Annotated in this window: 17 protein-coding genes; 6 read left to right on the top strand and 11 right to left on the bottom strand. The window is 56.0% G+C overall.

Features of this window, described 5'->3' with window-relative positions:
- Positions 1 to 565: 565 nt before the first annotated feature.
- The 5 genes from DQG23_RS35980 to DQG23_RS35960 all read right to left on the bottom strand — a co-directional run bounded on the left by DQG23_RS35980 (position 566) and on the right by DQG23_RS35960 (position 8229).
- A complete protein-coding gene (locus tag DQG23_RS35980; RefSeq protein ID WP_113035880.1) occupies positions 566 to 1366 on the bottom strand; it encodes a helix-turn-helix domain-containing protein in 801 nt (266 codons plus the stop codon).
- 339 nt (positions 1367 to 1705) lie between these two features.
- Positions 1706 to 3463: an ABC transporter ATP-binding protein gene (locus tag DQG23_RS35975; RefSeq protein WP_113035879.1), complete on the bottom strand. Its 1758-nt coding sequence runs from the start codon at positions 3461 to 3463 to the stop codon at positions 1706 to 1708.
- A complete protein-coding gene (locus DQG23_RS35970; protein ID WP_113035878.1) occupies positions 3460 to 5211 on the bottom strand; it encodes an ABC transporter ATP-binding protein in 1752 nt (583 codons plus the stop codon). The genes DQG23_RS35975 and DQG23_RS35970 overlap by 4 nt, the downstream gene beginning before the upstream one ends.
- Before the next feature lie 365 nt (positions 5212 to 5576).
- The gene (locus DQG23_RS35965; RefSeq protein ID WP_113035877.1) at positions 5577 to 7214 is read right to left on the bottom strand and encodes a methyl-accepting chemotaxis protein; all 1638 of its coding nucleotides are present in this window, start codon (positions 7212 to 7214) and stop codon (positions 5577 to 5579) included.
- A gap of 37 nt (positions 7215 to 7251) precedes the next feature.
- A complete protein-coding gene (locus DQG23_RS35960; RefSeq protein WP_113035876.1) occupies positions 7252 to 8229 on the bottom strand; it encodes a BMP family lipoprotein in 978 nt (325 codons plus the stop codon).
- 273 nt (positions 8230 to 8502) lie between these two features.
- Here DQG23_RS35960 and DQG23_RS35955 point away from each other — a divergent pair, with 273 nt between their 5' ends.
- Positions 8503 to 8961, top strand: coding sequence for a helix-turn-helix domain-containing protein (locus DQG23_RS35955; protein WP_337589427.1), 459 nt, complete (start codon positions 8503 to 8505; stop codon positions 8959 to 8961).
- 200 nt (positions 8962 to 9161) lie between these two features.
- On the opposite strand, the gene DQG23_RS35950 is transcribed toward DQG23_RS35955, so the two are convergent.
- The 6 genes from DQG23_RS35950 to DQG23_RS35930 all read right to left on the bottom strand — a co-directional run bounded on the left by DQG23_RS35950 (position 9162) and on the right by DQG23_RS35930 (position 16173).
- Positions 9162 to 9953 carry a carbohydrate ABC transporter permease gene (locus DQG23_RS35950; RefSeq protein ID WP_420330271.1) on the bottom strand — a complete coding sequence of 264 codons (792 nt, stop codon included), beginning with the start codon at positions 9951 to 9953 and terminating at the stop codon, positions 9162 to 9164.
- Positions 9954 to 10075: 122 nt separating this feature from the next.
- Positions 10076 to 10948, bottom strand: a complete 873-nt coding sequence (locus DQG23_RS35945) for a carbohydrate ABC transporter permease (protein WP_113035873.1) — start codon at positions 10946 to 10948, stop codon at positions 10076 to 10078.
- A 127-nt stretch (positions 10949 to 11075) separates the two neighbouring features.
- Positions 11076 to 12410, bottom strand: a complete 1335-nt coding sequence (locus tag DQG23_RS35940) for an extracellular solute-binding protein (RefSeq protein ID WP_113035872.1) — start codon at positions 12408 to 12410, stop codon at positions 11076 to 11078.
- A gap of 267 nt (positions 12411 to 12677) precedes the next feature.
- Complete coding sequence (locus DQG23_RS42390; RefSeq protein ID WP_158560876.1) at positions 12678 to 12815, bottom strand: hypothetical protein; 138 nt, start codon at positions 12813 to 12815, stop codon at positions 12678 to 12680.
- Positions 12816 to 12832: 17 nt separating this feature from the next.
- Positions 12833 to 14401 carry a response regulator gene (locus tag DQG23_RS35935; RefSeq protein WP_113035871.1) on the bottom strand — a complete coding sequence of 523 codons (1569 nt, stop codon included), beginning with the start codon at positions 14399 to 14401 and terminating at the stop codon, positions 12833 to 12835.
- Positions 14398 to 16173, bottom strand: coding sequence for a cache domain-containing sensor histidine kinase (locus DQG23_RS35930; protein ID WP_113035870.1), 1776 nt, complete (start codon positions 16171 to 16173; stop codon positions 14398 to 14400). The genes DQG23_RS35935 and DQG23_RS35930 overlap by 4 nt, the downstream gene beginning before the upstream one ends.
- A 461-nt stretch (positions 16174 to 16634) precedes the next feature.
- Here DQG23_RS35930 and DQG23_RS35925 point away from each other — a divergent pair, with 461 nt between their 5' ends.
- The 5 genes from DQG23_RS35925 to DQG23_RS35905 all read left to right on the top strand — a co-directional run bounded on the left by DQG23_RS35925 (position 16635) and on the right by DQG23_RS35905 (position 21887).
- Positions 16635 to 17285 carry a helix-turn-helix transcriptional regulator gene (locus DQG23_RS35925; RefSeq protein ID WP_113035869.1) on the top strand — a complete coding sequence of 217 codons (651 nt, stop codon included), beginning with the start codon at positions 16635 to 16637 and terminating at the stop codon, positions 17283 to 17285.
- A 6-nt stretch (positions 17286 to 17291) separates the two neighbouring features.
- Positions 17292 to 18428 (top strand): alanine racemase, encoded by a 1137-nt coding sequence (locus tag DQG23_RS35920; RefSeq protein ID WP_113035868.1) that lies wholly within the window; start codon positions 17292 to 17294, stop codon positions 18426 to 18428.
- A gap of 133 nt (positions 18429 to 18561) precedes the next feature.
- Positions 18562 to 20172, top strand: coding sequence for an N-acyl-D-amino-acid deacylase family protein (locus DQG23_RS35915; protein ID WP_113035867.1), 1611 nt, complete (start codon positions 18562 to 18564; stop codon positions 20170 to 20172).
- Positions 20173 to 20202: 30 nt separating this feature from the next.
- Positions 20203 to 20673, top strand: coding sequence for a RidA family protein (locus tag DQG23_RS35910; protein WP_113035866.1), 471 nt, complete (start codon positions 20203 to 20205; stop codon positions 20671 to 20673).
- Positions 20674 to 20744: 71 nt separating this feature from the next.
- A complete protein-coding gene (locus DQG23_RS35905) occupies positions 20745 to 21887 on the top strand; it encodes a GNAT family N-acetyltransferase (RefSeq protein ID WP_113035865.1) in 1143 nt (380 codons plus the stop codon).
- The last annotated feature ends 31 nt before the right edge of the window (positions 21888 to 21918 follow it).

The following is a 21918-nucleotide window of genomic DNA, read 5'->3' as shown; positions in this document are numbered from 1 at the left end:
CCTGCGAATGAGCGAGCATTCGTGAGAAAACCGCTACGAACAGAGGGAGTTGCGTTTGCCTCATTATCTCGCCAAATACGAGTTTTCAATGTGAAATAGTGAAGTTTGCCTCACGAATAGTAACATTTTCCTCATTATGACGATCACGATCCGTTGCACGATCAAATGCCTTACATCCTTAAAATCTACAGTATAAGAGTTGATGGAAAAACTACAGCTATTTTCGGGATTTTGCGTTGATTTTTCGATCTTAATGGAAAACCTACTGTTAATATTTCCGAAAATACCCAAATACGTGGAATCGTCCAAAATTAGCTGCAGGTTTTCCCGCTAAATACCCTTTTCACGCCTTATAAGCGAAAATAGCTGTATGTTTTCCAGTTAGGCCACCTACCCTACTTGTAGCTGTCGTAGTTTCGGCAGACGATTAACTTTCGCGGTGCGAACAGTCGTTAAACGGGCTGTACGGGCTATACGGGCTATACGGGCTATACGGCCTATACGGGCTATCGGCTATTCCGGATAGCCCCTCTACCGCCGGCACGGCATCGTCAGCCAATGAGGATTATCTTTTCTGCCGATACTCCTCCGGCGATAGCCCCACGATCGACCTGAAATCTCGAATAAAATGAGAGTGATCGTAGTAGCCCAGCTCGACGGACAAATCCAGCCAGTCGCGAACCTCGCCGCGGTCGATCCGCTCCGCTGCGTCATGGAGCCGCCAGCGCTGAATGACCGACTTCGGGCTAACGCCGACATAACGGTCGAATAACCGCTGCATCGTACGTTTATTCATGCCGGTCAAGCGAACCGCATCCTCCACCTTCACGACGGTCCGATCGTCCTGAATGGCCTTCACCATGCCGCTGACCAGCTCCACGTTCGGGTCCCGCTCCGGCAGACGCTCGTCCAAAAACGTTTCTACCCGCTTCACCATTCGTTCGTCATCCGGCTGCTGCAGCACCTCGTCCTCGAAAGGGCCGCTCCTCACGCCGAACAGCTCCTCGAAGCCTAAGGAACCGCCGGTAATCGTAGACACCGGCTTCTGCAGGAACGGGTAAAACCCGCCGGGCTTGAACTTGACGCCGACGACCCAGCCCTGCTCAAGCAGAAGATGGGCCGATGTTTTTCGAGCGACGCCGTATATTCGGGTGTTGTCGGGCTCGACGATCATGTTGACGTTGGGATAGGCGATCAGCGTTTGCGGATACGGCTCCTGACCGCGCAAATCCCACCTGACGATCCAGTAATGCTGAACGAAATAACCCGTATCGCCGGAGGGCTGGTATCTTGCCAGCGAAAACTTCCGTTCGCCGGTCAACGGATGCAGAACTCCCTTCGGGAGCTTATCGGCGGTTTTCGTCATAAACGTCCTCCTGTCGCAGCATTAGCAGTTGAAATACATGCATGGCGTTTATTCCATTTTAGCACCGGTTACGTCTCGTGACATTGTAATTTCCCCCATTGGCTATCCTCTCAAACGCAAGGCCCCGCCGACTTCCAGTACCTTGACCGCATCAATTGCAAGGTTTCCGTACCGCGCACGACTCCCGGCGCGCGGTGCTCGGTCACATGTCGGCTGTCAAACCTCAAGGCTCGGGTGCTATTGTGCCTCATAAAAACCATCGCTTTGTGGACGGCACTTTCATGACATGTGTGAGCAGAAACCCTTAGATCAAACGCGGTCAAGGTACTAGGCTCATCTTCAATCCTCGGAACGGTTCCACAACCGGCGCATTTCATCGCTTGAATCAAGCAGCTCCGTCAGCGTACCCTCGGCTTCGATGCGGCCGTTCTTGAGCACGATGATGTGATCGGCCTGCGACAGCGCCGCCTTGCGGTGCGATACGACGAGGCATGTAGCCTTCCGGGCGGCGAAAAGCCGCTCCCACAACTGCCGTTCGGTTTCGACGTCGAGCGCGCTCGACAGATCGTCGAACACGAGCAGCTCGGAGCCGCGGATAAACATGCGCGCGGCCGCCGTGCGCTGCGCTTGGCCGCCGGACAGCTTCACGCCGCGCGGACCGATCACCGTCTCGTAGCCTTCCGGCAGGTTCGCGAGATCGCTCTCAAGCACCGCCGCGTGAACGGCCGATTTCAGCGCCGTCTCGTCGTCCGCGAGCCCGAGCTGAATATTGCGGCGCAGCGTGTCGCTGTACAATCTCGGCACCTGCGGGGTATACGCACTGCGCGGCGGGACGAAAAAGTCGCCCGGATCGCCCACAGCTTCGCCATTCCAGCGAATGCTGCCGCTATCCTTGGGCAGCAAGCCCAGCAGCGCGCGCACGAGCGTCGTTTTGCCCGAGCCGATTCGGCCGGTTACGACCGTAAACGAATGGCGCGGGATGCGCAGATTCACTCCCTCTATGCCGCGCCCGGTTCCCGGGTAGCGGTAGGTCAAGCTCGTCGCCTCCAAGAGATCCAGCCGATCCGTTTCAAGCATGACGGGCTGCTCCGGCTCAGGCAGTTTGCCCCGCAAATAAAGCGGGTTCGCTTCGGTCAGCCGGTCTGCGGGCGCACCCTGCAGCAGATCGACCATGCGGTTTTTGGATACTTCGCTTTGCTTGAAGAGAGCGATGAATTTGCCGAAGTTCTGAATGAATTGAGTCACGAACGTCAAGTAATATACGAATAGCGCAAAATCCCCGACGGTAAAGCTGCCGTCCTGCATCGACTGCGCCGCGAGCAGCAAAATAAGCCCGGTGCCGAAGTTGACCGTATTGGCAAATACCGAATCAAGCAGCTGCGTATACAGCTTATCTTTGACGATCGAATGCCTTCTGCGCTCGTTCAGCTGCTTGAAGCGCCCGATTACCCGCTCCTCGGCCCCGGCGACCTGAATCGCCTGTACGTTGCCGAACATTTCGCTGATCGCGCCGGTCACTTGGCTCGTCGCTTCCCGGCTTGCCGCACGGTATTTTTGCAGACGCGCGGTCGACAGCTGGGCGAGCGTGACTACCACCACAAGCGGCATAAACACCCAGATCGTCAGTTGGGCATTGATATTGACCAAGATGAAAAACGAGACGATCGCAAATACGATCATCCCCATCGCATCCACCGACCAGCTTGTCGCCTCCTCCACCTGCTCCACGTCGTCGCGGAAGCTGCTGATGGCTTCGCCCGGCGAGTATGGGATCGCCCTTGCGCCCGGCCTCTTCAGCACATGCTTCAGCATGTTGTGCCTAAGAATACCGCCGATCCGAAACCGGAATTGCACATCGGTGACAAAACCGATAATAATCAATATCGAACGCCCGACCGCCGCGGCGATCAAGAGCGCAATAATCGCTGTCACGCTTAAGTCGTAAGCCGTATTGCCGGTGAGCGTGTCGAAAAACTGCTTCGTAATCCACCCCGGCGCAATCGGCGCCAAAGTGATGAGCGCCCATGCCAGAGCATTGCACAAATACAAAACCGGCCGATAGCGGAACAAGCGCCAAAAAAACGTAACCGTACTCATGCCAACACCTCTTCCATGCCTGTCGCCATCATGCGGCTGAACCGGCTGCCGCTGTCGCGGGCGAGCGTTTGACGGTCTCCGTGCTCGACGATGCGCCCTTGCTCCAGCACGAGAATATCGTCAACCCGCTGAATCGTAGCGAGCCGGTGGGCGATAATGATGCAGGTGCGGTTATGAAGCAGCTTGCTGACCGCAGCCTCGATTTTCTGTTCCGTCACCGGATCGAGACGGGACGAAGCTTCGTCAAGGATGACAAGGCCGGGATCGGAAAGAAACACGCGCGCAAAAGCAAGCAGCTGCGCTTCGCCGGCGGATAACCCGCCGCCGCTCGATTCCAGCATCTCGTCTAGCCCGTTCGGCAAGGAACGGTACCATCCTCCAAGCCCAAGTTCCTCCAACACCCCGACGATTCGGTCATCCGCAATCGTATCGTCGAAAAACGTCAGATTATCCCGCACGGTGCCTTGAAAAATTTCGATCTGCTGCGTTACCATTCCGACGCGCTGTCTCACGTCGCGAACGTAAGGATTGCGAATATCGACGCCCCCCAAGTAGATGCCTCCGGCTCGCGGATCGTAGAAGCGGAGAAGCAGCCGGGCAAGCGTCGTTTTGCCGCTTCCCGTCCGCCCAAGAACGCCGAGCGAGCGGCTTTTCCCCAGCTCGAAATCGATGCCGCCCAGCGTCGTCGCAGTATCCTCGTAGCCGAACGTCACCCGGTCGAAGCGAACCGAAAGCGGTCCGTGCGGCAACGCGGCTCCCGTTCCTTCCGGGATCGCCGATTTCGTAGCGAGCAGCTCTTGGATCCGCACGATGCTGGCGTCCGCCTTTTGCAAATCTTCGATTTGCGTGCGGATTCTCTCGATCGGCTTCGCCATCAGCTCGGTGTAATAAAAGATCATGTATACCGTGCCGATCGTCATCGCCCCTTTGTTCCAAAGGTACGCGCAGATGGCGAAAGCGACGGCGTTGCCGATCGCAAACACGATAATCGTCGTAATCCACATCGTGGCGAACCCGAAAAACGCGCGGACGCGAATCGGCAGCCATTTGCGCAGCAGCTCATAAAAGCGGTGCATGACGAAGCCCGTCGCTCCATTGGCGCGGGTATCCTCGGTTCCTTCCAAATGCTCGCCCAGAAAGCCGTAAAACTCGGCGCTCATCTGACGCATTTTGCCCCAGTAAGGCGAAGCGTATTTGCGAATATATTGAATGGACCATATGGCCGCCACGACGAAAAATAACATGCCGAGACCGATCTGCCAGCCCTCGATGAACAACAGCGCAAGGATGCCGAAAACAAGCAAAAGATTGGCCATCAGCGTAATGACGAAGCTCGAAAAAAAATTCGCCAGCGCATTGATATCGCCGTCCACCCGTTCGATCAGCGTTCCGGACGTATGCGACTTATGAAACGACATGTCGAGACGTAAGCAATGAGCGGCCACGTCGCCGCGAAGCTTATTCGTCGCGACCCAGCCGACGTTCTCGCTTATGTAGGTCGCCCATACCGTAATCCCCTGGTGAACGAGCGACACGCCGATAAACAAAATGGCCGCGTACAATAAAGCCCGGGGCTGCGCCTCGGATTGCGCGGTATCGATAAAATAGCGGATAATTTGCGGATTGATCAATTGCAGGGCGATCGTAAAGAGCAGCAGCGCCGTAAGGGCCGTTATGCTTTTCCATTGGGGCCTTAAATAACCGGACAGCAGTTGAACGTATTGTCGAAGCGGAATTTTGCGGGGCATGCCAAGCTCTCTCTCCTTTCCCGAAAGCGCCTTCCGCGCTGCCTGTGTTTCAGGCTTATTCCGTCTACTTTAGAGGATAGTTTCCGCACCGTCAACAGAAAAAATAGTTAAAATAAACGCTTACCGGAGTCTGCAAAACTGGCGTTTGCCGCGAGAATAAANTAAACGCTTACCGGAGTCTGCAAAACTGGCGTTTGCCGCGAGAATAAACAAGGATAAACGGCTTCGCCGTCCTTTAAAGGACGAGCGCGTTTACCGGGAATTGGAACAATCAGCGGAGGAATGCTTTCTGACAATTAAAAAATCCGCCCCGATCGCCTGCGGACTCGAGGCGATCGGGGCGGATCAACGATTTAGGAATTCAATTAACGTTTAAAATGGTTAACCTGCCTGCGAAGCTGCTCGGCCGTTTCCGTCAAAAGGCTTGCGGCCGCAAGCATATCCTCCATAGAAGCAAGCTGCTCTTCGGCGGCGGCGGATACTTGCTGCGTTCCGGATGCCGATTGCTCGGCAATACCGGCGATGATGCGAACGGATTGCTCGACTTGCTCCGTCCCGGACACCAGCGTACCGATGTCGGCGGCCGACTCTTCCATCTTCTTGGCGACTTGCAACACCGCTTCCCGGATATGAGCAAACGAACCGCCCGCCTGTTGAACCGCGGCGATTCCTGAAGCCACCTCGCGCGTAACGTCGCCCATCGATTTCAGCGCCAGCCCGAGCTCCCCGCGTATCGCTTCGACCAATTCCGCGATTTGCGAAGTCGAATCGGCCGAATCTCCCGCCAGCTTCCGGATTTCCGTCGCCACGACGGCAAAGCCTTTGCCGTGCTCGCCGGCCCTGGCCGCTTCGATACCGGCGTTCAAGGACAAGATTCGCGTCTGATTGCTCATGTCGGTAATAACGGACACGATAGTGCCGATTTGCTCGGAACGTTCGCCTAGTCTTGCCACGACGCGCTCGAGATTTTGCGCGGTTTGCCGGATCGCTTCCATCTGCCCCGTCGCAGCCGCAATCGTTTCATTGCCTTCGGCCGCTTTGCCGGAAGCGTCCGAAGCGAACTCCGCCACTTTCCCCGCATCCCGGGTAATATTACGTACGCTGTCCGTCATCGCTTCGATGGCATGTGCGCTTTCTTCGACGCGTAACGTCTGACTCTCGGCGCCGACAGCGACCTCCTGGATCGTTTCGGCGATTTGCCTGCTCGCCCTGCTCGTCTCATCCGTCCGCGAGGACAACTCCGCGGCAGAAGCGGCCAGTCTTTCGGAGGTTATGACGATTTGCTCGATCAATGACCGCAAACTGCTTGCCACCTTGCGGAACGACTCCGTCAACTGCCCGATTTCGTCGCCCGAACGGGACGGCTCGATATCGACCGTCAAATCTCCCCCTGCGATCGTCAGCGCCGCGGCGTTCAGCCGTCTGATCGGACGGATGATCCGGCGTATCATATACCAAGACAGCAGGCTTGTGACAATAAGCAGCCCGGCGCTTACGGCAAACGTAATGTTCGATACCCGGGTCGTCTTCACCAAACCTTGATCGTAATACTTCTCGACCGTGTTTTTAAGCAGGTACGAATCGTTGACGATGCCGAGCGTGCGAATCGACTGCCGTTTGATTTCCGTGGCATCGCCGGCTTTCGACGACTTTTCGAACGTCTCGAACAGCTCCTTGTACTTGCCTTCCATGCGCTCCAATATGCCGGCATGCTCGGCGAGCGTCAGCTTATTCCGCAGCGCTGAGATTTTTTCGCCGACCTTCTTCACCTTCTCTACCGCATCGTAAGCGTTCGCGCCGCTCATATTGCCGGAATAGCTGCTAAGCGCAAGCTGGGCCGCGACGAGTCCCCCGTTAAGCTGCTCCACTTCCAGCAGCAGCTTAACGTCTTCCGCCCCCGCGTCTTGTATTTGTCTGATTTCGAGGTTCATATAAACGACGACCGCTACCGCAAGGACAAGCGGGAGCAGCGCGTTAAGCAATAGCTTGACATTCAGATTCAAGTGGGCACCCCATCCGTACCATATTTCCTTCGAAGGATTACTTGACGTTAACCTTGATCGTTCCCGAGACAATATCGTTCGTAAGCTTGTCGAGCTGTTCCTTCTCTTTATCGCTTAAAGTCAATATCCGCACCTCGGCAAGACCGACGCCGTTCTCCTTCAAGCCGAGCTCGATATGCTTGTCCGACAGCTTCCCGTCCTTCACCATCGATTCGCAAATCAAATAAATCGCTTTGTCGATATGCTTCAGCATCGAGCTGACGACCGCCTTCTCGGCTGCAAAAAACTGGTCGCTGTCCACTCCGAACGCCAGCTTGCCGTTCGTCTCCGCTTCCTTGAGCGCGCCGACTCCCGTCAGGCCGGCTGCCGGATAGACGGCGTCGACCCCGCTTTGGATCATTTTTCGGGCGATGGACGCGCCCTTCTCGACGCTCCCGAAGTCTTCCGCATATTCTACCGCTACCTGCGCTTTCGGATTTACGGCTTCGGCTCCCTGCTTAAAGCCGGCGCCGAATTTGTGGATGAGCGGAACGTCCATGCCGCCGATAAAGCCGAGCTTGTTGCTTTTCGTCTTGAGACCCGCAAGCGCGCCGATCAGGAAGCTGCCTTCCTCCTCCTTGAATGTCAAGGAAACGATGTTCGCCGCCTCCGAAACGCTATCAATCAGGACGAACTGCTGATCCGGGTATTGCTTCGCTACCTTCTCGAGACTTTCCTGGACCATGAAGCCGAGACCGACCACAAAATTGTTCCCTTGCTTCACAAGGTCGGCGATCCCTTTCTCGTAATCGCCCGTTTCGGATATTTCCCGGTAATCGAACTGGATGTCCAGCTCGTCCCTTGCTTTGATCAAGCCCTGAAACGCCGCATCGCTGAAAGACTGGTCGCCGAGACCGACATCCGAGAGCATGATGCCGATTTTGACCGTTTTCTTCTCCTCAATCGTTTCCTGCGCGCCGCAGCCGCCGATGAAAGCAACGCATAACAGCAGCAACGCCAGTACCCTTATTTGCATAACGATCCCCTTCCTACATCCGCTGGCTTCGCGTATAGGCTTATATTTTTAACGACAGTATTAGTTCTGTGCGGCCCCAAAAAATCCTGCACTCCGCAGCGCGAAAATTGTAATTTTTTGTAGAATTGTGACGAATGGCGGCTTCGCCTGACCACGGACGAACATAATAATACCGACAAATATTATTTTGGGATCAATGAGCCAATAATGATATTTTCGATTAGATGTTTATCATAAAGTGGAATGCTACACTGGAATGAGAGGTGTTGGCGTGTGGAAATAAACATTTTGCAAGCCGTAGGAGAACGTATTCGGGACATTCGCAAACAGAACGGATACTCGCAAGAGAAGCTGGGAGAAATAGGCGGCTTTCATTTTTCTTATATCGGCCAGGTCGAACGCGGTGAGAAAAACATTTCGCTGCTCAATCTCGCCAAAATCGCTCAGGCGCTCGGAATCAGCCTGCACGAGCTGTTTGCCTTTCAATCGAAGGAAGCCGCGCTCGACAGCAATCTGATCGATATCATGCAGCTGCTGCAATACAAAAACCCGCGCGAAATTACAATTATCAAAAACATCATCAACGAAATTTATGAAATTTATTCGACTGGACAAGCCCCGGATCCCGAAGCGGAGGGCGGAGCGAATCCAGCCGTCACCTATCCGGTGCCGCAGCAAACCCGTTACACCGTTCACGAGCGCCCGGCCAAAAAAAGAAAAAAGCGGGAGTAAGCTCCCGCCCTGCATGCTCCCGAATCCGCCTTTACGCGGAGCGGGCATTGCCTTTAGACAAAAAAACGAGCAGTTCGCCATGCCGGCGGTTCTGCTCGTTTTTATGATGTTTTGCGTTTCCTCGCGTTTAAAAGCTTTGCAGCCCCGGGCTTGCATGAAGAGGATGGCTTGAGGCGTTTCACCGATCGTTTTTCCTTCTATTAACCTTTCACCGCTCCGGCAACCATACCCTTCATAATTTGCTCCTGGAAGATCAGATAAATGATAATCGTCGGGATGACGGCTATGGCCATTGCCGCCATCGTCAAACTGTAATCGGTCCCGAACCCGTCGGAAAAAATCGAAAGGCTGAGCGGCAGCGTTTTGAGCGCTTGCTTGTTAATGAATACGAGGGCAAATGCGAAATCGTTCCAAAATCGCAAAAACGCAAGAATGGCGACCGTAGCCATTGCCGGTACGGCGAGCGGGAATATAATCCTGAAAAAGATTCCCCAATAACCGTTGCCGTCGATCATCGCCGCCTCTTCGACTTCCTTCGGCACCGAGGTCAAGTAGGCGACGACTACGAAGATGGCGACAGGCAGCTCGAACGCAGTATAAGGCAAAATCAGCGCCAAATGAGAGTCGAGAATCCCCATTTTTTTCATCATAATAAAGAGCGGAACGAGCGTGCTGTGAATCGGAATCAGCATGCCGAGCACGAACAGCGCCATAATCGGCCCCTTCAGCTTGAACTGGAGCCTCGCCAGCACGTAGGCGGCCAGCGTGCCCAGAAACAGCGTCAACACCATCGCCGCGGCGGTTACGATAACCGAATTGGTCAGCGCAGTGCCGATGCCGGCTACTTTCCACGCCTTCGTAAAGTTTTCGACCTGCCATTCGGAAGGCAGCGAGAAAGGCTTGCCGTAAAAATCCTGATTCGACTTGAACGAGCTAATGAAAAGCCATATAAGCGGATAAAGCGTAAGCAGCGCATAGATGGCCAGCAGCATGTTGCCTGCCCATGCCTTGCCCGTCCGGAACGCGACTGCCAGCGGCTGCGGGCCTTTCGCGGCCGCTGCCGGATTTGCGGTCTTTAGCATACCCATCATGCCTCCCTTTCATCTCCCGCTACTTAGGATTTCCGTTTCATGAGCAGTTGGCTGCCTGCGACGAGCAGCAAGCTGATAATCATAATCGTCGTCGAAACGGAGGAACCGTACCCGTAGCGAAAAACATTAAACGTATTATTGTACATATAAGTAGCCATCAGCTCGGTCGATTGTGCCGGACCGCCGCCCGTCATGACGTAAATGAGATCGAACGCCTTCATGCTGCCCGAAATACACAGGACGATCGCGACCTTGATCGTGTCCCAGATCATTGGAACGACGATCAGATACAGCCTGCGGAAGCCGACGGCGCCGTCGATTTTGGCCGCATCCTCCACTTCGGAAGAAATATTTTGGATCGCGGCGACGAACAATATGAGGTACGGACCGATGTTCGCCCAGATGATCGGCACGCTGACGGAATACATGTTCACCTTCGGATCCCCGAGCCAGTCGCGAATCCACGAGCTGAGTCCGATATGCTCGAGTATATAATTCAGCATCCCGATCTGCGGGTTATAAATATAACCCCAGATAATGCCGATAACGACCGAGGCGAGCACCATCGGCATGAAAACCGCCGAGCGGACGAACCGGTGAAAGAAGGAGGTTTTCCACAGCACTAGCGACAGTACGAGCGCAATCGGCACCTGACCGAATATCGAAGCGGCCACGATGATCAGATTGTTTTTGAACGCCCGCCAGAAGACGGGGTCCTTCACAGTTTCGATGTAGTTGTCGAAACCGACGAACTTCATCGCCCCGATGCCTTTCCAATCGAAAAAGCCGTAAAACGCCGACCAAAAAATCGGCACGACTACGAAGATCAAATAAAGCGCCAGGGCGGGAAGCAGACCCACAATGATAAAACGTCTTGCCCGGTTCGCTGTGGTCATGGCTTGGCCTCCTTTAATGGCTGACTTGACGCGCGCCGTTTACGCCGTTCGGAACCGGCTGAGGTAAAGCCGATTCCGACCATCCGTTTCCTTTCGAGCCGGTTCTGCGGCCGAAGACGGCGTTTCCTTACTTGCCTATCGATTTCGCTTGCGCGTCCTGCAGCTTCTTCGCGATGTCCTCCGGTTTGCCGCCCATAAGCAGCTCTTGCAATCCGTTGTTGATCGCTTCCGCGCCTTGCGAGCTGAGATATGCGTCGTACACCGGCGTAAACGTTACGCTTTTGGTCAAATTGTACGCTTTGTAGAACAAGGAAGTCACTTTCGATTGGTCGACATCCATTTTGTAGTTGACGATCTGGTTAGCCTCGGCTACAGCTTTCATGCCGTCCGGACCGCTGATCGTATAGATCAGCTCAAGCGCGGCATCCAGTTGCTTGCCGGTCGGCTTTTTGCTGACGGCGAAGCCGCCTCCCGCACCGCCGGAGATCGTGTTCGGGTCGCCTTTGCCGCCTGGAACCGAAGGAAGCACCGTTACGTCGATCTGATCGAGCTGCTCCTTCGTGCCGGTCGCCGCCATATTCGTGAGCGCCCAAGCGCCGTCGATCATCATCGCGGCCTTGCCGGAGATAAAGTACTGCTCCATCTGCGTGTTGTCCAGGCTGTTAAAGCCTTGCTGGAACGCGCCTGCATCGGCCAAGCCCTTCATGAGGCCAAGCGCCTGCACGAATTCCGGATCGGTGAATTTGGCGCCATCCTGTTTGACCGCCTTGAGGAACCAGTCGGTGCCCGTTACCCGGTTAGCCAGCGAGCTGAGGATGCTGGATTGCGCAAGCCATGCGGCCTTGTTGCCGAGCGAGATCGGCGTAATACCTTTATCCTTGAATGTTTTGACCGCCGCGAGCAGCTCGTCCCACGTTTTCGGCACCTTAACGCCATTTTGCTCGAACAGCGTTTTGTTATAGAAGAACAGAGACGTTACGGAGGCGTTTACCGGCACTGCGTACACTTCGTTGTTGAACGAAAGCGGATCGAACGCGCCCGGGGTAAAATTGTTTTTCCATTCGGTCTGTTTATTCAGCAGCGGCATAATCGACTGAATCAAGCCGCCGTCGTAAAATTCCTTGATCATCGAACCGGAGTTGGTAAAGAAAACGTCCGGCATTTCGTTCGCCGCAGCGACCGTCTTCAGCCGCTGGCGGTACCCGTCGGGAGGAATCGCCTGGGCATCGAGCTCGACTTCCGGATGCGCCGCCTTGAACTTGTCGATCTGACCGCGAACGGCTTTCGCGCGGAGATCGTCTCCGGAATAGTTATGCCATACCGTCAGTTTCACTTTTTGCGCCGGCGCTTGTGTGGCATCCCCGCCGGTTTTCGTTCCGGTATCGGCCGGAGTGCCGCATGCGGCTGCGAGTGTAGACAATGCGACTATGGAAGCGAGACTTGCTGCGATTTTTTTATTCATTGTGAAAACCCCCTTCTTCTTGAGTACAGCTTAAGTATATACACCCGGCATCCGTAAAGGCAGGGGACATTTTACGCTTATAGGGTAGACAAATTCCGGTTTTGCATTCAGGATTACCGGTCGGCGCCTCACAAGGATAAACGGCTTCGCCGTCCCTTTAAGGACTGGCGCGTTTACCGAGGTTGAGAGCTGCTTCCACGATATACTTTCTGACAAACCCCAAAAAGCCCCTTACCGCAGCAGCGGCAAGGGGCCCGTGTCTCTCGTTTATTCAATTGTCCGACTGTACGCCGACATGATTCCTTGCGCTTTCTGCCGCGCCGCCGAGCGGGCGATATAACGCTCTGCGATATCCAGACCGACGATAACCAACGGTGCGGGTAGTTCCGTGTACGTATAAGACATATGCTGTCTTCCGTTTGCTATGTGGTTTCTTCCGCCGATGACTGCCTGTATTCCGAGGGCGTCTGCCCGGTATATCTCTTGAACTGCTGGCTGAAATATTTGATGTCCTCGTAGCCGACGGCCCCCGCTACTTCGCTGATCTTGAGCGGCGTGCTCTTGAGCACGTGAGCGGCCTTGCGCATCCGCTCCTGCGTGACGAACTCGATATAGCTTTGGCCGGTTTCTTTCTTAAACGCGTCGCTGAAATGGTTCGGCGTCAAATGAACGAACTTCGCCACCTCCTGCAGCGTCAAGTTGCGGTCCAGCCGCTCGCGTATGTAGGCGATTGCCCGGTGGACGTACGAATAACGCGTGTCGCTCATCGTTTCATGAAAAGCCGCCATAATCGAGGCGAGCAGCTTGAACAACTCGTCTTCGAGAGAAAATCCGTCTTCGAACGAATGGGCGGGAACTTGCGCCGGATGGCCGCCGGAACCGGGACTTCCTCCCCTGGCCCGCTCCAGCCAGCGATGCCCGGCGATGGCGACGGACTGCAAGTACGCCCGGAGCGACTGCGGCGTTACGGACGGATCGTCCATCTGCTCGCGTACGAGTCGATGAACGAAATGGCGCAATTGCGTCGGAACGTTGCCCATGAGCAGCTCAGCCAGCTCCTCTTCCTCGTGCTGCGGGCAAACGGTAGCTCCTCCGCTTCGCGAAGCAATGTCGCGCAGCTCGCATACGCCCCGCCCCCGCAGCAGCAGCCGGTAAGCATAAATCCTCTCGGCTTCGCCGTACGACCGGGGGAGCTCCTCGGAGCTCGCAACGCTGTCCCCGGCGGCGACGAAGACGGAGCATTTCAGTGTCTCGCAGACGCGCCGGACGGCTCGCTCCAGCCCGCTTCGCTCGGCAAAGCCCGGTCCTGCGCGGGCTACCAGCACGATTCGGTCGCTCTTCAGCAGCGAGACGGACGGCAGCAGCTCGGCCAGCATATTTTCAACCGCGCCCAACAGCAGCTCAGCGGTCTTGCCTTCGCCCCAGCCCGAAGCCGAGACGATGAGCGCGCGCAGCGGCACCGCCTCCGCTGCGCTTCCCGTTACCCCGCGCTCCTTCATCCAGCTCTCGATAAGAGCCAGCTCGGAGCCGCTTTCCCGCCTGCCCGCGAGATGTCCTTCGAGCAGCTCTCTGCGCAGCGCGCCGGTCTGCACCTGTTCTTTTCGCTGCGCCTCCCATCTATCCGTAATGTTCATCTTCGCCTTGAGCGCCGACTTCATAATTTCCTCCGGCCCGCTCGTCTTCAGCAAATAGTCGGTCACCCCTTCGCGGAGCGCCTGCTGGGCGTACGCAAAGTCGTCATACCCGGTCAAAATGACGATTTCCGTACCCGGCGCGATCTTCTTGATCTCTTTGGCCAGCTCGATGCCGTCAATCCCGGGCATGCGGATATCGGTGAGCACAATATGCGGCTTCTCGACCGGGATGCGCTCCAGCGCTTCCTCGCCGCATTCGGCGGGCTCAAGCAGCGTCAGCCCCAGCTCCTTCCAATCGATAACCGTGCACAAGCCTTTGCGAATAATCGCTTCGTCATCAACGATCATGATTTTCATATGCGCCGCTCCTCCATAATCGGAATCGTAAACGAGATACGCGTGCCTGCGCCCGCTTCGCTCTCGATCTGCAGGCCGGTTCCAGTGCCGTAATGAAGCTGCAGCCGCTGATGCACATTACGCAGCCCGTACCCGGAGCGGCCTGGCTCGGGACTGCTCGTTCCCGAAGCCGCGTTCAAGTTGCCCCGTATCTCGTTTAGCCTCGACTCATCCATGCCGATGCCGGTGTCTTCCACAACGAAGGTCATCGATTCGCCTTGCAGCTCGCCGTGGACATACAGATGGCCTCGACCCTTTTTCTTTTGCAGGCCGTGCATGATGCTGTTTTCGATCAAAGGTTGAAGCAGCAGCTTCAGCATCATCTCGTCCTGGAGCTTCGGATCGATATAAAATTTCGCTTCGAATTTATCCTGAAACCGGATCGCCATAATTTTCACGTAATTTTGCGCATGGGCGACTTCCTGCGACGCTTTGCAAAACTCTTCGCCCTTATTGAGCGAAAAACGGAGAAAATCACTGAGCGCGCCGACCATTTCGGCAATTTGGCCGTCCTTGTTCATCAACGCGATCCAATGGATCGATGACAGCGTATTGTACAAAAAATGCGGATTGATTTGCGCCTGAAGCGCCATGATGTCGGCTTCCTTCTTCTTCGCCTCGTTCTGCTGCACCTGCTCCATCAGCCGCTGAATCCGCTCGCTCAGCTTGTTGAAGCTGTGCAGCAGCAGCCCGACCTCATCCGCGCTTTTCACCGCAAACGACGGAATCGCCTCATCCGGGTTTATATCCTTCAGCGTAGTCGCGAGTCCCCGAAGCGGGCGCGTCACCCGGCGCAGGAACAGCAGCACGAAGACGACGGACACGAGCAGCGCGACGCCGATTGCGACGGCGGTTACCGTAAGCACGTATTGATTTTGCGCCGTATAGGTACGGGTCGGAATGACGCCGATCAGCTTCCAGTTCGTGCCCGCGATCGTACGGTACAGCACCGTATCCTCTCCCCGGCCTTCCGAGCTGTACGTAAACGTGCCCTCCAACTCGTTCAGCGCGGCCAGATTCGGCATCCGTTCCTGCAGCGGCCGGCTCAGCCATTCCGATGAATCCCCGGACAAGATAACGCCATCCGGATCGGTCAGCAAGACGAAGCCTGATTGCTCCCACCCTGCGTTCTTGAGGATACGGCGCATTTCGTTCTCGTCCAGGCTGATCGACAATACGCCGAGGTTGCGGAACTGGTTCGTGCTTCGGACCGGACGGACAAGGGAAACGACCCTTTTCAGCCCGTCGGCCGACGTTTGATTTTCATACAGCGAGGTCCACCACTTCATCCCCGCGTCCAGCTTGGACTTGCCTGCCTCCAACTGGCTCTGCAGCCCCGAACGCAGGAGGGTCGTACTGGACAGCGGCGGATAATCGTATGCCGAAAGAACCGTAATGTTGGAAATATACGGCTTGGAAAAGACGAGATTGGTCAAAAATCCGATATTTAACGTAAACAGTGAAATGTCTGCCCGCTCATTGTCCAAATATTGCTGAATATCTCGTTGCCCGATGATGAATACGGACATGTTCTCGACGTCCGAAATCATGAACTCCAGCTTGTCCGCGATCTGGCGAAGCGTATTCATACCCGACTGCTTCGCCTTCTCCTCCGTCAGCGACGAGGCAATCCGGTAGGACACGACCCCGGTGGCGAGCAGCGGAAATACGACGGCGACCAGAAGGAGCAAGCTCAGCTTGCGCTGCAGCGATTTATCAAACCAGCGCTTCATGTGAATGGCCCCCTTCCGTTTGGCCGCCCTTGAATATGTATCCACATATGTATCGAATCAACACTTGCGCTTGCGTAACCCATTCTAGCATACTTCGGCCGTCGCCGCGCTAGGGCGTGTCTGAACACTCACTCAAGGGCATCTTTCACCGCCTTTTCGCCCCCTGCTTCGTTCCGTTTGCTTGACGTACCCCCGGTACGCCTTCACAAACGCGCCTTGCATGGAACGAAAATTCGGCAAAATCTGCTACCCTCGGAGTATTCAGTCACGCCCTGGTGCCGCTGAATGTCAGTCCCACGATCAAGGGTTTCTTCCTTTTAACTGAAAAATTGCCGGCGAGAGCATCGCAATACTTTTTTTTAGCATAACAAACTTTTTGTTTGACACCGAAGCCGGGGATGATTAGTATCGAAAACAGAAGCACTCATTCGCCTACAAGCACACCGGAAAGGAGAGAGCCAATGGAGTCGATCCAAGACGAGCATGAGTTTTTGACGAGCCTGGTGAAAGGAATCGCGGCTCAATTCGGCGACAACTGCGAAGTGGTGCTGCATGATTTGAAGCGCCCTTACGAAAGCACGATCGTTGCGATCGAGAACGGCCACATAACCGGAAGGAAGGTTGGCGATCCCGGTACGAATCTTGGACTTGAAATCCTAAACGGCAAGGTTCAGGACGGCAATCGGTTCAATTATATTACCCAGACCAAAACGGGCCGCATTTTGCGTTCCAGCTCCTTCTACATGAAAAACGGCAAAGGACAAGCGATCGCCTCCCTATGCATCAATTACGACATAACGGAGCTGATGATGGCCGAGAAAACGCTGCAATCCCTTACGGCAAGCGGACTGCAGACGGAAGTGAAGGAGTCGTTCGTCAGCAACGTGAACGACCTGCTCGACGCGCTCGTGACGGAAACGCAGGAGCTGATCGGGCGACCGGTCGCCGCAATGACGAAGGAAGACAAGGTCAAATTCATCCAGCTGCTCGACGAGAAGGGCGCATTCCTGATCAAGAAGGCCGGCGAAAAAATTTGCAGCTATTTGAACATTTCCAAATATACGCTTTACAGCTATCTCGACGAATCCAAATCGACCGAAACGGGAGCGTGACATCAAATGTCCACTAATGTCCGGGAACAAACGGAGCAGACTAAGACTTGGGAACAATTAGAAACGCCGTGCATCGTCATCGATACGGATAAAATGCATGCGAATATCCGCGGCATGGCCGAAACAGCAGCGAACAACGGCGTCAGCCTGCGTCCGCACGCCAAAACGCACAAGCTTCCTTCCGTCGCGAAGCTGCAGCTTGAAGCCGGCGCCGTCGGCGTCACGGTCGCCAAGGTTTCGGAAGCGGAAGTAATGGCGGCCGGAGGCATCGGCAATATTTTTATAGCATACCCGCTCGTCGCCTCTTCTAAAATCGAACGCGCTATCACACTCAGCGAGCAAATCAAGCTGATTCTCGCGGTCGACAGCCTGGAGGGCGCAAAACGTTTCTCGGCGGCGGCTCAGGCGCGCAGCCACACGCTAAACGTGCGGCTCGAGATCGACACCGGGCTGCGCCGCACCGGCGTTCTTTACGAAAACGCGGTCGAGCTGGCCAAGCAAATACACGCGCTGCAGAACCTCCAACTAACGGGAATCTACACGTTCCGGGGCGCGCTGCAGAACGGCAAGGCGACGCTCGACCGGCGCAGCGCCGGACTTGAGGAAGGCGAGCTGATGGTCAGCCTCGCGGAGAAAATGCGCGCCGAAGGCATACCGGTCGTCGACGTCAGCGTCGGCTCGACGCCGACGGGCGCCTATGCAGCCGAGGTAAAGGGCGTGACGGAAATACGTCCGGGCACCTACGTTTACCAGGATCGGATGCAAGCGCGGCTTGAGGTTTGCGGCATCGACGAATGCGCGGCTTACGTGCTCGCTACGGTCGTCAGCCGGCCGAGCGAAACGCTAGCCATTATCGACGGCGGCAGCAAAACGTTCGCAACCGACGTCCAGCCGAACGCGGAGCCCCTTATGCTGCAAGGGTTCGGCCACTTTGTCGAAGCGCCGGATGCGGTACTGGAGCGGATGTCCGAGGAGCACGGCATGGTGCGCTTGAACGCCGGCCACGACTGGAAGCCGGGCGACCGCGTCCGCGTGATTCCCAACCATATTTGCAGCACGGTCAATCTGCACAACAAGGTGTATTTCAAGGACGGCGACCGCTATGCGGAAATGCCGGTGCTCGCTCGCGGCATGCTGGAATAGGCTGCGGGAAACAGCGTCCGCGTGAGCGCTAAGCGCGGGACGGCGGTGCATGAAGGCGTTCGCAGCTAGAATGTTTGACTCAACTATTATTCGCCCGGAAGCATTTTTTCCGCCACTTAAGGAGGCATTCGCAATGCTCGATCTCGTATTGAAAAACGGCAAAATCGTCGACGGAACCGGCAATCCTTGGTTTTACGGCGACGTAGGCGTAAAGAACGGCGTTATCGTTTCCATCGGCTCCGTCGATCAGGAAGCGCGGCGAACGATCGACGTTCGGCGAAACATCATTTCCCCCGGCTTTATCGACGGTCACTGCCACTCCGATCTTATGCTGATCGACAATCCTTTGAGCGAGATCAAGATGCAGCAGGGCGTCACTACAGAAGTGGTCGGCAACTGCGGTCTCGCCCCCGCTCCGTTCTTCAAAAGCCAGGCGGAGCTCCTGCAAAGCTACGTACAGCCGGTGCTCGGCAGCACGAGCTGGGAATGGCCGTGGGAAACCGTCGGCCAGTTTATGGATGTGCTGGGCAAATCCCGCCCCGCTGAGAATGTCGCGACCTACGTCGCTCACGGAGCGCTGCGTATCGCCGTTATGGGCTTCGCCAAACGTCCCGCTACTCCCGAGGAGCTGGAGCGCATGAAGCAACTCCTTGAGGAGGGCATGAAAGCCGGCGCAATCGGCTTCTCCATCGGCCTTCTTTACGCGCCGGGCAGCTACACGTCCAAGGAGGAAATCGCCGAGCTCTGCCGCGTGCTTCCAAAATATAACGGACTGTTCGCAACGCATATTCGCGGCGAAGGCAACAATTTGATTCCTTCCGTCAAGGAAGTGATCTGGATTGCCGAGCAAGCGGGCGTTTCACTGCACGTCAGTCACTTGAAAGCGGCCGGCAAACGCAATTGGGGCAAGGTGCTGGAGGCGCTCGAACTGATCGAGGACGCGCGTTCGCGCGGAATGGACGTCACTTGCGACGTTTATCCGTACTCGGCGGGTTCGACGACGCTGACGACCGTGCTTCCGCCATGGACGCTCGAAGGCGGCATTGCCGCAACGCTCGAACGGTTCCGCGATCCGCAGCTCCGCAAGCGCATTAAGGAAGAGCTCGGCGAAGAACAAGAGGATTGGGACAACCTCGTCTGCTCCACCGGATGGGAAAGCGTCATTATTTCCAACCTGCAGCGCCCGGACAACAAGGCTTATGAGGGCAAGCACATCGCTGAAATCAGCGAGCAACGCGGCCAGCATCCCGTCGATTGCATGATGGATTTGCTGCTGGAGGAGGAAGGAAAAATATCGATCGTCTATTTCCACATGTCCGATACGGATGTCGAGCAGGTCGTCTGCTGGGAAAAAGCGTTGATCGCCTCCGACAGCCTCGGCTGCGAAACGGGCAAGCCGCATCCGCGCTTGTACGGCACGTTCCCGCGCGTCTTCGCCCGCTATGTCCGCGACAAAAAGCTGCTTTCGCTGGAGCAAGCCGTCCGCAAGGTGACGTCGTTCCCGGTTCAGCGCTTTAAGCTGGGCAAACGCGGATTGCTCGTACCCGGTTATGCGGCCGACCTCGCCGTTTTCGATCTCGATACGATCGCCGACAAAGCGACCTTCCAGGAGCCGCGCCAATTTCCGGACGGCATCTCGCACGTCGTGGTCGGCGGCGAGCTGACGATGGAGCACGGCAAGCATACGTTAGCAAGGCCGGGCGGGCTGATCAGAGCAAGCTCTTGCTGCTCGCATTCGCACTGATTCTATATTAATCGAACAGGAGGTGCCTTCATGGCACAAATCGAAAAACGTATTCAGGAGCTCGGGATTGAGCTCCCCCCTTCGCCGGTCCCGCTGCATACCTACATTCCATGCAATCAAAGCGGGAACCTGCTTTATTTGTCAGGCCAAGTATGTTTCCTCAACGGACAACTGGTACTGATGCACGAAGGGAAGCTGGGCAGAGAAGTCACAATTGAGCAGGGACAAGAAGCCGCGCGCCAGTGCATTCTCAATTGTCTGGCTGCCATGAAAGGGTATCTCGGCGATTTGGACCGCGTCGTTAAAATCGTCAAGATGCTCGCTTTCGTAAGCAGCGCGCCGGACTTTAACCAACAACCTGTCGTAATCAACGCCGCATCCGACCTGCTGATCGAAATTTTCGGCGAGAACGGCAAACATGCCCGTTCCGCGATCGGAACGAACGAATTGCCGCTGAACACGCCTGTCGAAATCGAGCTGATCGTCGAGATTAGAGACTAATTACTGTCATTGCTTTCAATTCCGCCTCTGATACAATAGAGAAAAAATGCAGCTTAGCTGGAGGTAGAGTCATGGCAGAATATCGCCAATTGCATCATGCCGACGAGTTAAACGAAGCGGCCAAGCTTGCCGACCGCGTATTCCGCGATCACGAGCAGGTTTCGATGGGCCAAGCGTTTCCGCTCGTCTTTTCGCCCGGCCTCGGCCAATCGTTCGGCGCTTTCGAGGACGGCAAGCTCGTTGCGTTCATCGGACTCGTTCCGTGGCTCGTCAATGCCGGCGGCGCCCGGTTGAAGGTTTACGCGCTCGGAGCCGTATGCACCGATCCCGATTACCGCGGCAAGGGTTATGCGGGCACGATCCTCGATATGGTCAAGGAACACATTCGGAAAGCCGGCGCTTCGCTGCTGCTCGTTTCGGGAGATCGCGGCTTATATACACGTAATCATTGTTATCATTACGGCAGCTTCAACCGGTATACGTTCTTGCCTGAGAACGGCGAAGCTATCGCCGCGCAGAATACGGCTTACAGCGTTCGCGAGTTTGCGTCGAGCGACTGGTACACGCTGCACGAGCTGGCCGAATCGCGGCCCGTCCGCTACGAGCAAGGCTTATCGGAGCTGGCGCAGCTGATCCATTCGCAAGCGGTTGCCAGCATCTACAAGCAGGAGCACCGTACGCTAATAGCGGAGAAAGACGGCAAGCCCGTTGCGTTCGCCGTCCTTTCCATCCCTGTCCGTTACCAGACGTCGGCGGCATCGCAAGCGGCCGAATGGGCAGGCGACGCGAGTGCGGTTGCGGCGATTTTCGCCGACGCGATGAAGCGGTACTCGCTGGAGAAGCTGGACATTGCCGTTCCTTGGCAAGAAGCCGAGCTACGGCAGGCACTTCTCGATACGCCTTTCCAAGCCGGCCGCAATAACGGCACCGTCTTCATCTCCGATCCGCAGCTGCTGCTTGAGCAGTTGACGCCATACTGGAACGGCGCGATCGACACGCAAAGAGGCGAGCTGCGCGTGACGGCAGGCGAAGACGGACAATTTACGCTGCATCTCGGTCCCGACGCCATCGCCCTGACTCCGCAGGAGCTCGTATCGGTAGTGTTCGATGCCGAGCCGAAGCTTGCCGAGCAGCCGTCCGTGGAAATTCAAGAGCGGCTTGCCGCCTTGTTCCCGATCCCGTTCCCTTATGCGAACGGCTTGAACTTTGTATAGCTAGAATAAAGCGGTAGAGCCGTCCCGTTCG

Source organism: Paenibacillus contaminans (assembly GCF_003285015.1).
In the GTDB taxonomy this organism is placed as follows: Bacteria; Bacillota; Bacilli; order Paenibacillales; family NBRC-103111; genus Paenibacillus_V; species Paenibacillus_V contaminans.
This window is presented reverse-complemented; position numbering and strand designations above follow the sequence as displayed.